Origin of the sequence: Acinetobacter variabilis (assembly GCF_000369625.1) — a bacterium.
GTDB lineage: Bacteria > Pseudomonadota > Gammaproteobacteria > Pseudomonadales > Moraxellaceae > Acinetobacter > Acinetobacter variabilis.
Window position 1 is genome coordinate 1,342,450 of record NZ_KB850113.1, and the last position, 16,078, is coordinate 1,358,527.

A 16,078-nucleotide genomic window follows, 5' to 3' on the forward strand; every position below is an offset into this window, starting at 1 on the left:
GGTAAATGTCAGTACAAAGCGAAGAACAACTTGAAAATGAATTGATTCAGCACTTAAAGACCTTAGGCTATCGTCAAGTTGATGTAAAAGATGAAAAGCAACTCCTGCTCAATCTCAAAACCCAGATTGAACAAGCCAATGGGCTTTCTGTACTTTCTGAAAATGAATGGGGACAGATTCTCAATCATCTGAAAGCTGGTAATAGCTTCAATTGTGCCAAAGTGCTACGTCATCGCTTTCCAGTGACCTTTGATGATGGCTCAACACGACATATTGACTTCCTGTTCTCGGACTCAAGTAAGAACATTTACCAAGTAACAAATCAAATTGCGATTGATCATTCCAGTATCAATGGGCATACCAGTCGCTTTGACGTTACCCTGCTGATTAATGGCTTACCATTGGTTCAAATTGAACTGAAACGTGCCGGTGTAGAACTCCCTGAAGCATTCAATCAAACGCAGCGCTATGCCAAAGCAGCCTATGGCAGTGGTACAGGTTTATTCAACTATATTCAGCTTTTTGTGATCAGTAATCGTGACCATACGCATTACTATGCCACAGGGACAAATAACTTCGAATTTACCTTTCCTTGGGCAAACTTTGACAACAAGCATGTCCACAAAATCGATGCTTTTGCTGATACCTTTCTGAATCACTCGCATATTACTCAGATGCTGACTGAATATATGGTGATTCTGGAAGCAGAAAAGCGCTTAATGGTACTTCGCCCCTACCAGATTTATGCAGTACAGCAAATTATTCAGCGTGTACAAACAGCCAAAACTCATGGCTATATTTGGCATACTACAGGTTCAGGTAAAACATTAACTTCATTCAAAGCCAGTCAATTGATCATGCGCTTGCCTGAAGTAGAAAAAGTGCTATTTGTCGTGGATCGTAGTGATCTGGACACGCAAACAGTACGAGAGTTCAATGCTTTCAAAAAGGATAGTGTTGATACCACCAAGAATACCAATACTCTGGTCAATCAATTGGGTCAGAAACATGACAAGCTCATTGTAACGACCTTGCAAAAACTCAATATTGCGATTAGTTCGGATCGCTATGCAGATAAAATTGCCTATCTGAAAGACAAGAAAGTCGTGATTATTTTTGATGAGTGTCATCGTAGTCAATTTGGTGATACGCATCGTAATATCAAACGCTTTTTCAACCATGCACAAATGTTTGGCTTTACCGGTACACCTATTTTTGAAACCAATAGCCAACTTAAAATCGATTCAAAGGCTGTGACCACCAATGCCCTATTTGATGAATGCCTGCATAAATATGTGATTACCGATGCAATCCGGGATGGCAATGTATTACCCTTCCAGATTAGCTACCTAGGTAAATACACTGCAAACGGTATCGAAACCAGTCACAATTATGAAGAAGATGTTGAAGGTATAGATACCAAAGAACTGTTTGACAATCCAGAACGTCTGGAGATGATCACTCGCTATATTGTCGACAATCACCACATAAAAACCAAGAACCAGAACTTCACTGCCATGTTCTGTGTAAGTTCAGTCGATGTACTGAATCAATATTATGCGCTATTTGAAAAAGTACAGCAGCAGAAGCAACAAGAGGCAGAAAACCAAGGCCAAATCTTTAAGCCTCTCACTGTGGCAACTATATTCTCCTTTGCAGCCAATGAAGAACTCAAAGTTGAAGATAGTAATGGTTTGATTGATGAAGAATCTGCTGATATCCCAACAAGAATCAGTCAGTCCAACCGTGACAAGCTCGATGGCTATATTGCGAAATATAATGCTCAATTTGGACAGAATTTTAACTCAGGTGATGAGTTTTATGCCTATTACCGAGATATTGCCAATCGGGTACGCAAAAAAGAAATCGATATCCTCTTGGTCGTGAATATGTTCCTGACAGGTTTTGACTCAAAAACGCTGAATACCCTGTATGTGGATAAAAACCTCAAATATCATGGTTTGATTCAAGCATTTTCACGCACCAATCGCATCCTGAATGCAGACAAGCCATTTGGCAACATTGTCTGCTTCCGCAATCTGAAACAAGCTACAGATAAAGCACTAGCACTGTTTTCCAATAAGGCTGAAGCAGAAAAGATAGTATTGATTCCAAGCTTTGAAAGCATCAAGGAAAAGTACAACGTTGCTGTTGCTGAATTACTTAAGATTGCCCCTGATCCAGACAAGGTACTGGAACTGCCCACAGAAGAGCAGCAATTGCAGTATGTGAAGGCTTTCCGTGAAGTCATGCGGATCAATGCACAGCTGGAAAACTTTGTTGAATACGATCAGGATGACACTGACTTGAACAAAGCTGAATTTCAGAAGCATACCTCACAATACAAGTACCTCTATACCAATACTCGTGTCGTACAACCGAAAGACAAAGTTTCTGTACTGAACGATGTGAACTTCCAACTGGAACTCATTCACAAAGATACAATCAATGTCGGCTATATCCTGAATTTACTGCAATCTGCAGTCAACAACACCGATCAGAAACAAAAGCAAAAATATCGCGCACAGGTGCAAGATCTACTAGCAAATAATCATACGCTGTACGACAAACAGGAACTGATCCAAAAGTTTCTGGATGAAAATATTCCACGCATGATCACTGGTCAAAGTGTAGAAGAAGCATTTGCACAATTCTGGGATGTAGAAAAGGAACGAGCGATTGATGAGCTTTGTCAAAAAGAAGCAATCAAGCCTGAAGTGTTCAAACAAGTGATCGGTAAATATGAATACACCAAACGTCTGCCAAGTCGTGAAGATGTGACTGATCTACCTATTACTCGCCCCAAAATTTCAGAGCGTAAAACGCTCATGAATACGCTAGTGGTCAAGACCAGACAATTCATCGATAAATTCTACACTGGGCTGTAGTTTCCATTGGCCCTTACTCAATATACATATCTAAGCAAACTCCCCAACCAAAACTGGTTTTAGCCCTATATCATCGGGCTAAGATCAGGTAAGCATAAATTCCCCATCCCTACACTAAAACTCATTTCTCTGCTCATAGCGAAACTTGATGATCAATCTTTATGATCGTTTTTTATTCATCAATTACGATACTCACATCGAAAGTGAGAATATAGTGAAATGAAAATGGGCGCTGTATTTTCTGATATTTGAGTTTAGCCCATCGGATTATCGAACAAATGGACCACATATGGTCTATGAAAATCCGGTGGTCTGAAATTTTCAGACAACAAAAAACCCCATAAACCAAAGGCTTACGAGGTTGAATGTGGTGGGCCCAGACAGACTTGAACTGTCGACCAACGGATTATGAGTCCGTTAACATAGTAATTAAAAATCAACAAATTAAAAATATAATGTCAATACTATCATGTATTTATGTAATTTTAATAATTTATTATTAACTCTTTTTGTTGATTAATATATATTGATTTTGCTTACTACTTGCTTACCAGATGCTTACTAGAATGAAGTTAACAAAACCTGCTATTGATAAAATTGATTGCTCAGACAAAAATAAACCAACTTTTTTTTGGGATGAGAAAACACCAGGATTCGGCGTCAAAGTTACACCTAAAAATAATAAAAGTTACATTTTCCAAGGCCGTATTGGTCTTCAAAACCGTCGTATCAAAATTGGTGACGTTGATGTATGGAAATTAGATGAAGCTCGTAAATATGCACAAGAATTGGCGATTATGTGCCACAAAGGGATTGACCCATTAATCGAGCGTAAGAAAGCTTTAGCTGATAATAAAGAACTGCTAAAACAAGAAAAGCGTAAAACTATTAAATTTAAAGATGTATGGTTTGAATATTTAAAAGCAAGACAACCTAATTGGCGACCAAGAAGCTATCAGGATCATATCGAATTATCTAGAGGTGGTTACGATCCTGAAAAAAATAGTATTTATACTAATCAACCCATTTATCAACTGTTTGAGTACAAGCTTTCTGAATTAACTGCAGATGTGTTTTGTGATTGGCTTGATCAAAATGACTATCGTCCTACAACATCAGCTAAAGCATACAGACTTACACGAGCTTTCCTGAATTGGTGTGATGAACACGAGGATTATGAAAACTTAGTGCCTCCAAAATCATATAACTCAAAAAAAGTTAAAGATAAAGTCCCTTCTCCCAAAGCCAAAAATGATTGTTTGATGAAACAGCATCTAAAACCATGGTTTGAAGAGGTAAATAAATTAACTAGTAGAAAAATTGCGATTTTTTTGATATGTAGTTTAATAACTGGTTGCAGAAAAAATGAGCTACTTTCATTAAAATGGACAGATGTCGATTTTCGATGGAAAACAGCAAAAGTCAGAGATAAAATTGAAGACGAAGGTCGCCTAATTCCTCTGACTGCATATGTTGAAAGCCTATTATTAGAACTAAGGAAAAATTCTGATTCTAAATTTATATTTAGCAGTAAGGGTGCTGAATGTGGTCATATTGTCAATCCTTACGAGAGCTTAGAGAAAATATGTAAAAAACTAAATATTGAACTTACACCCCATGGATTGAGAAGGTCATATAAAACATTAGCTATATGGGCAAAAATCAATGAAGGATCTTTAGCCCAGATATCAGGTCATAAACCAAGTGCATTAGTTGAAAGACACTATATCGTACGACCTATGGATATGCTACGAGAAACACTGCAAGAATATGAGGACTGGATTTTGCAACAAGTGCGAAATGGCATTAATTGAAATATCCCCATTTGACTAGCATTCTTACGTTTCCAGAAAACTTATAGGTTCCTTTTACTTTGTTCTTAAAAGGCTTTGTTGCACAAAGATTTGAAATGCAAAGCGCCCCTAATTGAGCCAAATTTAAGGCGTAACTTGGGTAAGTGGTCGACCTAATTCCGTAAATCTGTTAAGGACTGCTACACGTGCATGGATCTCATTCACTTGGCTATCAAAACTCCTTGCACTGAGTTTATCTCCTAATAATTTGATGCAATGCATCTTAGTTTCAACCAAACTTCGCCGATGATAGCCTGACCATTTTTTCCATAGTGTCCTGCCTAAACGTGTAACTGGTCGAAGTAATTCATTTCGCTCTAGTGAGCTACTCTTTGTATCTTTCCATGGTTTCGCATTTTTTCTAGGTGGAATCACCGCATGCCCTTGCCGATCTGCAATGACCTAACGGCATTGCTTGGTGTCATAAGCTCCATCAGTATAAACAGAGTCAATCCGCTCATCTTGTGGAATCTGATTAAGTAAATCACCAAGCACCTGTGAATCACTGACATTATTGGTTGTAAGCTGAACTGCTCGTATTTGTAGGGTTTTAGCATCTATACCAATATGAAGTTTACGCCATTGGCGACGATATTCAGGTCCATGTTTCTTGCGCTTCCATTCGCCCTCACCTAGAAACTTCATGCCTGTAGAGTCCATGAGTAGATGCAGCCCATCGCTACTTTTTTGGTAGCTGATTACAATATCAATATGCTTTTGTCTTCTACAAAGCGTGGTGTAATCTGGAGCTATCCGATTTAATCCGCAAAGTTTAATCAGACTTTGCACAAAGCCAGTAACCATACGTAAAGACAGACGGAATAAGGATTTAATCATTAAGCAGCATTGGATGGCTGCGTCGGAGTAGGTTTGATTTCGCCCTTGTTTGCCTTTTGATGGCGCATACCATTGCGTAGCAGTATCAAACCAAAGGGCAATATTTCCGCGACTCATGAGTGCTCGGTTATATGCGGGCCAATTGGTTGTGCGGTAGATTTTGTGTGTAGGCTTCTTCATTTGAAAATTATATCGATGAAAAAGACTTTACAGATAGGTTTGTGCAACAAAGCCGAATTAAACTCGTAAGATAAAAGGCAAGCCATTACCCAATATTTGACCTTGTGCATCGATACGCCATTCATTGGTTACTGTTAATGTTCGTGTTTCAATGCTTGGGTCATAAAAATTAGTAAAATAATGAAACCGCTGATTAGTAGATCCCACCCAATTACGCACATTTTCAGTGAAAGCTTGTTGATACTCCCCATCAACCAAAACATCTGTGGCGTTAAGCAATTGTGATGCTCCTTTAAAGCGAGCATCATCTAATTCTTCTAGCTGATAACCACTAAACACCATTACTGATAAACCCATTTTTTTGCATGCTTGTGCTACATCAGCCAAACCTTCTGCCTGCAAAAATGGTTCTCCTCCCAGTAAAGTCACACCCTCAATGCCGTACTGTTGTAGATTTTGTGCAATCTGTTCAATAATCATCTTTGAATCACACACATCAGCTGGTTGAATTTTTAAAAATTGTCCATTACAACAACCAACACAACGTTTTAAACACCCTTGCACCCAAATGGCAGTACGTAGGCCAGGTCCTTCGGCTTGGGTAACATCAATTATTTTTGCAATATTCAACCATGCCATGTGCTAATCCTTATTGATTGCTATTCTTACACGATATTAAAATCAAAAACTTTACCTGCCTGAATTACCTCAATATTTCGGTTTTTCAATTGTTCAGGATACTGTACTTCGGCAAATAAGAAATCTGCCAATGGATCAAATAAATACTTGGTCAGAACATTAAGGACACCACGCCCGCCATGTTGTTTATTGACTTGATTGATCAAGGTTTGCAAAGCTTTATCTTCATCCTCAAAACGAAATGACTGAATTTGCCATTTGTCTTTTAAACGCTGTTCAAGAGGTTGTAATTTTGAACGCGCAATATTTTTTAAAATTTCATCATTGTCCATAAAATTAAATGGAATAATATTGGCTTCACCAATACGACCCAATAATTCAGGTCGTTTTAACTCAGTTTTAAAATGATGTTGTACAGCAGCTTGAAATTGTGCTGAGACTTGTTCAGGAGTACTTGGTTCAATTTCGCTTGCGCCAATATTTGAGGTAAATACAATAAAAGTATCCGCAAAAGAAATGGTTTCACCTTTACCATCAGTTAAACGGCCATCTTCCAAAATTTGTAAAAATTTATCCAAAATACGCGGATGCGCCTTTTCAATTTCATCAAATAACAATAAAGAAAATGGACGATTTTTTACGGCATTGGTGAGCTGTCCGCCTTGTTCATAACCGACATAACCTGGAGGTGCACCCACTAAACGCTGATCAGCATGTTCATGGTTAAATTCAGACATATCAAAACGGATGCAGGCATCTTCATCACCAAATAAAAATTGTGCTAAAGACTTTGCCAATTCGGTTTTACCTACCCCTGTTGGTCCCACAAAGAACAAAGCACCTTTAGGAGTTCGAGCTTTGGCTGAATGCTGTAAACCCGATAAGCCTGTATAAGCTCGGATTAGAATTTTATTGACTGCCTCAATAGCTTGATCCTGACCTTTCACCCTCAGTTTAAGAGTCTCTTTTGTACCTTTTAACTTGCTATGATTTAACTGCTCCCAAGGAGATTGACGCTTGCCAAAACGATATAAAGACACCAAGTTTTGTAAATTTAATGTTTCTTTTTGCTGACGTGATAAGCGTGCCAAATGATAGATATCTCGAACGGTAAAACCATCGGTCAGCGTCACAAAATCAGTCATGGCTTGTGATTGTGGCAATAGATCTTCTTGTACTTGAAACGCCATTTTTAATGCTGAAATAGCACGTTCACGTTCATGCATATTAGGCAAGTCGATATTAATTTCCGCAAATAATGGATTATTTAAATATAAGCTTGGCGGCAAGTTGCTTAATCCTGAGCATAAAAATACTAATAAACTTTGCGGTTTATCAATTTCATTTGCACTTAAATTGACTTGAGCATCACGGATACTTTTAGAAATTTGTTGTAACCATGCACGCTCGGCATCACTTAAACTGTTAATTTGACCAAACATATAGTTGGACCAATCCACCACAAAAGCAACACGTTGCTGAGATTCAAACATTACCTTTTGTGCAACGGCAAAAAAGTCTTTCGGTGTGAGTTCTGTTTGACCTGCATTGCTATTAGTTTCATGAGCTGAAGAGTTATCTTCTTCACCCATGTCATAATCATCGGCATCATCAAATACTGATGACTGAAAACCTGTCGCTTGTAAATCATTCCATTGCTGTGGTGTTACACCTGAAACCCCACCAACACGCGAATAAAACACCACATGCTGAAAGCCCTTTGTTTTTAGACTATCACTAATGATTTGATTAATCGGCTGTAATTGCCCATTTTTAGCGAAGGCGAGATCAATAATATTACCAGATACCACCAGTGCACGGCGCAACATGCTTTGACGCTCAAAATTTTCTAACCATGTTTGAATATGTTGTGTATTCATTTTTATCCTGTTGTTTGCAGAAGTGATGATAAATTTATCTTTCTAAAGTGTGTGATCAATCTTAACCACGTTGCTGTTGATGAGGGGCTAAAGGTTTCATTTCTGCACTTTCATCATCAGGGTTTGACCAAATAACACGTTCATCACTAAGTTCTACACCATAGACTTCCGAGAGTCGTGGCAAGACTTTTTGCATATCTTCTTTACAGGTTTGTCCACGATAATTATCAAATTCGTAACGGACTTTACCATCTAGCTCAATTTTAAATTTTGCCTGATTACCAGATGGACGTTGTGCCTGGATAATCACAATGTCCTGATCCTTTTCTTTTACCCGCTTTGGTTTTAATACGCTAAACCCTGCATTTTGTAAGGACTGATAAACTGCTTTTACCATTTCACGGCGAATACTTTCATCTTCTAAGGCTTGATCTGTTTTTTGCGCCATGCTTTTCACTTGATCAAAACTGACAGCAGGATCATCCATAAGCTTTACTAAAGCTGTTTGCAACTGCTGGGTTTCCGCAAGAGGTAGTTGCCCTTCTTTAACATCATCAGCAAGTTGCTGTAATAAGGTTTGTGTTGCTACCTGTTCAATTTTTTGCTGTTGGCTTTCTCTTTGCTTTTTTGCTAGTTGTTCATAATGTTGTTGGATTTTATCCATCTCTTGATTGATTTGTGCAATACCATAATGACTTCCATCAGCAAAAATCTTTTGGCGTAAAGTACCTAACTCATTTAAAGCCAAATTACGAGCAAGTTTATCACTCCATTTTTGCCAATTGTGTTGCCATGTTTGTTCTAATTCAGCATGTTCTTGTCGACGTTTTTCTACCAATTGACGTTGTTTTTCTAAGGCTTCAAGACGCTGATTTTCAATTTCAATCTGCTGATTATCACGTGCAAGAGCCCTTAAGCCATAGATACGTTGTCCGATACTTAGACTAAGCTCACGTGCAGCAAAAGCATCGGTTCTCAATAAGTTTTGCATTTGAGTAAGTTGTTTTTTTATTTGCGTAACTTCAACTTCTACATAGGCAGTTAAACCTTGTTCCTCTAGCTGATTTAAAGTGTTTTGATAACGCTCAAGATATTGTGTAGTTGTTTCACGTACTCGTGCCTGAGCAATTTCACGCTCACGTTGTAGGCGGTAGCGTCGTTCATGAATTGCGCTCATATTAAAATCCTATTTAAAAATTTTTAATAATGTAAATTATTGATGTTCTTTAATTAACTTAGGCTGATATTCGGATATAGTGCGAATATTGACTGCTTTTGCCAAATTCCCCATATTTTTATCTAAACTAAAAAGTTCACTACTGTTAAATCGATAAAATAAAGCCACTGAAAGGATTTGTTCATCTGCAGTCATTTCTTGTGCTGTTTTACTTTTTGCAATGATAGTTACAAACTCATCGTGAGTCGGTTCAATATGTTCTGATGTTAAATGCTCAATAGCACGAATCGCACGTCTCGCTTGCTGTGCTTGCTCGCTAAAGTTATCCCCGTCTTGTCCCTTTTTAAGGCCGTCTAGTTCATGTAAGACAACTTGCGGAATCACTACAAAATAATCTCTTTCTAAATTAGTCAGATCATCACTATGACGCATCAAATAGCTAGTATCTAATACTGCAATAGGCTTAGCATCTGTGCGTAAAGGTGCAAAGCTTTGTGCTATCCCTTGTTTTAATGCAACTAAATGTCGTTGTTGCTTTTTCAGCCTTTCGCAAAGATTCAAAATTTCAGTATGCTTGAGTTGTAGTTCCTCATAACAATCTAGCCAATCGTCGATTAAAGCTAGGGCCTTTATATTTACCTTGCTTAAAGAGCTGGAATTAATCTGCTGATTTGGATTAAGTACATCTGGATTAATCTGACTTTTTAATGACTTTTGTGTCTGTACAATATTGACAAAGTCTTGATCGAGCGTTGTTCCAGCTTTTTGACCTTTGTCAAAAGCATCATCAAGTAATTTTGCAAAAAAGAGAGGTTCTGCCCATTGTGGTGCAAGTTCTAAATGTGAAAAGGTACTACGAAAATCTTTTAATTCATTAAAATTTGCAATCTGTTGAATTTTGTCTAACCATGCACTAGCACGTAAACCGGTATTATTCAATTTTTTCATGGCTTCATGCAAATTCATGGCTTCTTTCATAGTTAAATTCGGTGCCTGTTGAATCACTTCATGTTCTGATAAAAAGTAACGTGAAAATGCTAAGACATCTAAGGTGTTAGTGGTATTCCAATGCATCACTTCATTTTTAATTGTCGACCACACTTGCTCATCACGAAGTTTAATTTTCAAAGCCACTAAACGTGGTTGTTTGGCATAAAAGATATGGGTATTACCTTTTAATACTATTGTCGCTGTTTGATCTTTATATAGGTACAATGCCTGAAAGCCTTGTGGTAAAGCCGTAGTGAATGGCAAAGTTAGTGTTTTACCTTGTAATTTCGCTAATTTTGCCTTTTCCGACAAAACGATTTCTGGTTTATTACTGACTTGGTTTGGACTTTTTTCAGCATAAACCTGAATTAATGCGTTCTCATCGAGTAAAGTATTTTCTGCCAGCGTCACATCTAATACTGATGACCATTCAAAAGTGGGTAAATCATTGTCTATCTGTTGGAACGTTGGGGCTAAAAGATGCTCCCACAGCACTTCATGCTTAGTTTGCTCAAGCCACATACTAAATATTTGCTGTACTTCCGAATTACCTTTAGCATCAAATCCAAGATGACCTTGCATAGTAAGTGCAATACGCATTGGTAAGCGATGTGCTACTGTTTTAGCCACTAAACTATTAACGTCACTGATATTAGTATTCGGCTTTTTCCATTCAAATTGTTTCTCACTTGCCTTATTAAGCATGTCACGAATCATTTGATCGATATGCGATATGTTCGCTTCAAAAAGCATTTGAGGCATTACATAAGGTGCTTGGGTATCATATGGTTTCAATTTATAGTCTTTATCACTAATAAACTGATTTATTAATGGATGAAATGTAGTTTTTAATTCAGTTTTTTTAATTTCACTTGGCATTTGATTTTTATAATATAACTCTTGCCCTCGTGTAGTTATTGCTAAATCTTTGACCTGCGTAGTAGTTAAATCGGTGTCACATCGTTCCAACATTTCATTATCAATCAGGCTATACAAAGCTTTTTGCAGTAAAAATGGTTCTATTTTAAATTTCTCACACACTTGGTTTAAACTAAATTGCCCCAGCATTGTTTTATATTTCACTGCTAATTTTAACAGTAAATCTTCAAATACAGTGGGTTGGCGAATGGCTTCATAACTTACCTGAGATTCCATCTGATACACAGGTAGGCTCACTTCAAAATTTTTAAGCAATTTCAACATAATTATTCTCTATAAAATTTAGTTCAAATAGTCATAACATCTAAATAAAGTTATGACTTAGCCACCTGTGATTTTGAAATTTCACAAGCCTGTATAAATTCCCTTGCTGTACAGACCTGCCCTTCACGATCCAACCGATTAAAGATGTCCTGATAAATTTTACGTTTGCTCGTGCCAGGTTTATCCATATTCGGTAAATTCACATCACGTAACTCCAACATATTACGTGCACCAAATACGATTAATAAGTTTTGTGCACGTGACATTGCGACATTAATAAATTCAAAACGGGCGATATTGGCACGAGATGAGCGTCTATATTCTTTTGGCTTACCATCATTACGCACTAGGCTTATTAAAATGATAGGTTTTTCTTTACCTTGGTAACGGATGACCGTGTTAATTTCGACATGAATGGCATCAAAATCTAATTTGCCACCATTGGCTTTACGAATTTCATCTCGAATAGTTCGGCACTGCGATTGGTAAAAAGACACCACACCAACTTTTTGCTTATTCTTACTGTGATAACCTTGTTGTTTCATTTGTAGATTGATGTTGATTAGAGTTTTAGCAATCAATTTAGCTTCAGTTACATTGCTACTTTCATCGTCTCTGTAAGACACACCTTTTTCATCATTTGAAGTGTCCACCCAAAGCAAATGCTTATTAGCATCCACCAAAGTATTAAGCTTTGATTTTAAAACGACTTGATGCTCACGTGGTTCATCAGGATTACCACAAGTGAGTTGCCCATCATAAAAATAGTTAATCATTTTCATAATGCTAGGATGCATACGAAATTGTGTGGTGAGACGTTCACGTAACACATCAGGTGCTTTTTCAAATAACTCTTTAAATAATGATGCAGTAACTAATTTTTCATAGCGTTTGAAATTGTCTTTTGTGAGTAAATTGGAACGATCTTGATTTTCATCTTCTACTTCTACTAAATCTTCAAATGTTTCAGTAGCATCTTGGCCTTCTTGAAACATTGGAGGTAATTGACGATGATCACCCACTAAAATAGCTTTACGCGCACGCATAAGTGGCATTAACAGCTCAATTGGGGTAGCTTTAGATACTTCATCAATAATCACCACATCAAAGCCATCAATACCTGCATCCTGTAAGGTACGTGAATTTTCATTACAAGAAATCGCCACTAAATTACAGTTTTGGGTATATTCTTGGCTCATTAATTCCCAATCCAATTTTGATTGTTGTGGATTGTTAAGAGACTGTACCCAGTCTTCAAATAAACCATGCCAATTTTGGTTTTGTGCTTTGCTCTCCTGATATTGTTGCTGTAAATACGAAATATGATTTTGAGTAGATTTAATTGATTCACTCAAGTTGCTATTTTGAAAATTTTGTTGCTGTAAATGTTGTTGTTCAGCATGTTGCTGTTTTTGCAATTGAATTTCGATCATTTTGTATTGATCAAGTAGGTTTGTGATTTCACGTTCGATTTGTTTGATCGGTGCATCATTGGGTATGTTTATCTCAAATGCATGCATTTGTGCAGTTAAGCTTTGGCTTGCTTCTGTAATCTGACCATTAAGACATTGCTCAAATTGTTTAAATTTCTCTAAACGCTCCGCTAATAACATTGCAGTAGATTGTGCATTTGTAATATTGAGGAATTGATTTCTATCCTTAAACAATTGGTAACATTCGTGGGTTAAACCACCACTTTGTTGCTTTAATTGATTTACTTCACGACGTTTTAGACGCCATAAATTAGAAATTTCTTCACTATCATCTAGATCCATTTGATTGGCAAGCTGTTCAATTTCTTGTTGTAATTGTTGAACTTTTAGCTGTGTCTCGATACTTGTTAGACTACCCTGACCTGCTTGTTGCAAGCGAGTAATATCCTGCTCCATAACCTCAAGGCTACTATGAATATTTTGCCAAACATCTAATAATGCCATCAAAATTTGAGCTTGTGATTCTGGATAAAAGCGAAAATCTGTAATCTGAAATGGCAATTGAACCTGATAGCTGTCTAATTCAAATAAGCGATCTGCAATATTTTTAATCATATCGGGTAAAACAAGACCTTGAGGTGCAATACTTTGCCCTGCTAACAAATCTTGCAACTGTTGTAATTCTACTAGTTGTTGTTGATGTGCCCGATACTCGAGTTGTTGCTGTTCAAAGGCATTTTGCGCCTGTTGTTGTTGTTGACGCTTTTCAATACCTTGTTGCTTGATACTTTGACGTTGTTGTTCAAGCTTTTGTGCATCAAGTTGTAAAAACTCAGCTTGATTTAACCATGTTTTTAACGCATCAATTTGTGCTTCCTGCTGTTGCAATGGCGTTAAAAAACGAGCCTGAATATCATGGCTCAATGCTTCATAATGACGTGCTAAAGCTTGCTCACCTGAAAATAGTTTACCTTCTTCGGTAATTTTATCTCGCCCACGTCCTTGTTTTGCTAAACGAACCGCACGTAATGAAGGGTGATTGGTGATACGTGATAGCGCATTATCAATAGCATCATGTGATTGGCTACTCAGCAAAATAGTTTTACCCTGTTTTACTAGCTGTAAAATAGCTTCAGCAATAACTGTGGTTTTACCTGTACCTGGAGGGCCTTGAATTAAACATAAGTCTGGTGCAGCAAGCATTTTTTGCACTGCACGCTTTTGTGCATCATTTAAGTTAGAATTAAACCATTCTTTAATTTCAGGAAGTAAGTTAGGTAATTGTGCTTGCGTAATATCAAATAAATAACTTGAGAGATATGGTGCATAGCAATTTTCATTTTGCTTTAAATTACGCAGGATCCTATCCTGACGATCTACCAATGACCAATCACCAATTAAAGCAAAAGATACAAAACCTGTGCTTGGTACTGTTTCAAGCATTTCTTTAATATCTTCTCTATATTGTAGAATGGCTTCTTCATCAGATTGATCAGGTACCAAATTGGTGACTTTATTTTTCCAATCTTCTGTGGGCTCAATATTCAGCCATGCAAATACAGGTGCTGAAAAAGGTATATCTTTTAAATCTATATGTTGAAAAACATTCTTTACTTCATCTGGATTCAGTAAACTGAAAGCATTTTTACCACGTTTAAATTGTCCGAGTTCAAATTTTACCTTTTGCTTATTTTGACGTTTATCTTCTAAGCTCGGTAATTCAAATTTCCATGGATCAGTTGAGGTATTTAGATCAAATAATTGTAGGTCTTTTCGTGCTAAGGCTCTACGTACAAGCTCAAAATCTTGTTGACTGTTAGCAATCGCAAGCAATTTAAAAATATGTTTTTGTTCATCATAATTAATTGTTAAATAGCGCAAACCTACTGATTTTTGCCGAATCAGTTCTTTTTTAAAGCCCAAAAATTTACGCCACTCTTCTAAACGCTCATTAGCTAAAACAGAAATTTTAGGTAATTCTTCTACAAGTTGTGGTGTTAATACATTTTGGATACCACGAGAGGGATATTCCCCTTCCCCCAAAAACTGATATTCACACTCTAATTCATGTTCATAGTTAGTAGGGTGTTCACTATTATGGCTAATTATTACGCTTTCTGGGATTAAATAAGGTGTGGAAGAACGAGTCCCCCAGTAACCAATCACAACTAATGAACTGTGTTCATCTAAATACGCACTAAAAGCAGGATGTTGAGGGATACGAATAGCTAAATTAATGCGTTGTGCAGATTTATCCTGTAAAGACAAATTTGCGACATAACACACTGTTGGCATAGATGGGAAAAAAATATTCAAAAAATGTGTGCTTATGTCTGAAGCTACATTTTCAAATAAAGGTTCGAGGCTTGGTTTAGCTTTTAAAATATGTGTAATATTTTGTTCAAGTCTAGTTTCACGATCTGAAAGTTTCCAAAAAAGTGCAGCCATATTTTTTTCTCATAACGAAATTATCATTAAAAAATCTTTAAAATCATAAAAATAATTTTTCAAGTGACCATTATTATAAATATATATGTTTGAAAATTAAAACAATAAATAACCTAAATTGTGGATATGAAATTTGTCTGGGATACTAGGGTCTGTTGAGAATTACCGAGAGTTAATTAAACTCGCGCACAATTGAATCATGGCTTCAAAACTCGTATCTGTTTTACAACTACGCATCGCTATACGTTTAAATTCTTTTAACTTACAGAAATAGTTTTCAATGAGATGACGCCATTTATACATAGTCGTATCAAATACTCTCATTACTTTTCGATTAGATTTGGGTGGGATCACCACTTTCACTTTACGTTCATTGAGTTCTTGGATGAGCCAATCTGCATCAAATGCTTTATCAGCCAGTTATGCTTGAAAATCAACATCTTCAATTAAAGGTTTAGTTTCTACTAAATCGTGATATTGACCAGGCATTAATCGAAACTTAATGAGGTTGCCTAGACTATCCACTAAGGCAAGAATTGAATAGCCACCG

The 16,078-nt window shown here is 36.9% G+C and carries 7 protein-coding genes and 2 pseudogenes; 2 read left to right on the forward strand and 7 right to left on the reverse strand.

The genetic code is table 11. The features are described 5' to 3' along the window. The first annotated feature begins 5 nt into the window (after positions 1-5). Together F897_RS12150 and F897_RS12155 are read left to right on the forward strand one after the other, a co-directional pair. Positions 6-2,888 carry a type I restriction endonuclease subunit R gene (locus F897_RS12150; RefSeq protein ID WP_005236245.1) on the forward strand — a complete coding sequence of 961 codons (2,883 nt, stop codon included), beginning with the start codon at positions 6-8 and terminating at the stop codon, positions 2,886-2,888. A gap of 566 nt (positions 2,889-3,454) precedes the next feature. Then, positions 3,455-4,702 (forward strand): tyrosine-type recombinase/integrase, encoded by a 1,248-nt coding sequence (locus tag F897_RS12155; RefSeq protein ID WP_005236247.1) that lies wholly within the window; start codon positions 3,455-3,457, stop codon positions 4,700-4,702. 123 nt (positions 4,703-4,825) lie between these two features. On the opposite strand, the pseudogene F897_RS12160 reads toward F897_RS12155, so the two are convergent. The 7 genes and pseudogenes from F897_RS12160 to F897_RS18190 all read right to left on the reverse strand — a co-directional run. Beyond that, positions 4,826-5,758 (reverse strand): annotated as a pseudogene (locus tag F897_RS12160) (IS5 family transposase). A 57-nt stretch (positions 5,759-5,815) separates the two neighbouring features. Further along, positions 5,816-6,397 (reverse strand): 4Fe-4S single cluster domain-containing protein, encoded by a 582-nt coding sequence (locus F897_RS12165; RefSeq protein ID WP_000312397.1) that lies wholly within the window; start codon positions 6,395-6,397, stop codon positions 5,816-5,818. A gap of 26 nt (positions 6,398-6,423) precedes the next feature. Continuing rightward, entirely contained in the window at positions 6,424-8,277 is a 1,854-nt protein-coding gene (locus tag F897_RS12170) for an AAA family ATPase (protein ID WP_005236251.1), read from the reverse strand. Positions 8,278-8,338: 61 nt separating this feature from the next. Next, positions 8,339-9,454 carry a coiled-coil domain-containing protein gene (locus tag F897_RS12175; protein WP_001273066.1) on the reverse strand — a complete coding sequence of 372 codons (1,116 nt, stop codon included), beginning with the start codon at positions 9,452-9,454 and terminating at the stop codon, positions 8,339-8,341. Positions 9,455-9,490: 36 nt separating this feature from the next. Next, positions 9,491-11,647: a PIN domain-containing protein gene (locus F897_RS12180; protein WP_005236252.1), complete on the reverse strand. Its 2,157-nt coding sequence runs from the start codon at positions 11,645-11,647 to the stop codon at positions 9,491-9,493. Between the two features lie 50 nt (positions 11,648-11,697). Then, the gene (locus tag F897_RS12185) at positions 11,698-15,528 is read right to left on the reverse strand and encodes an AAA domain-containing protein (protein WP_005236253.1); all 3,831 of its coding nucleotides are present in this window, start codon (positions 15,526-15,528) and stop codon (positions 11,698-11,700) included. A 162-nt stretch (positions 15,529-15,690) separates the two neighbouring features. After that, positions 15,691-16,065: pseudogene (locus F897_RS18190) on the reverse strand (transposase); the annotation flags it as partial. Between the last annotated feature and the right edge of the window lie 13 nt (positions 16,066-16,078).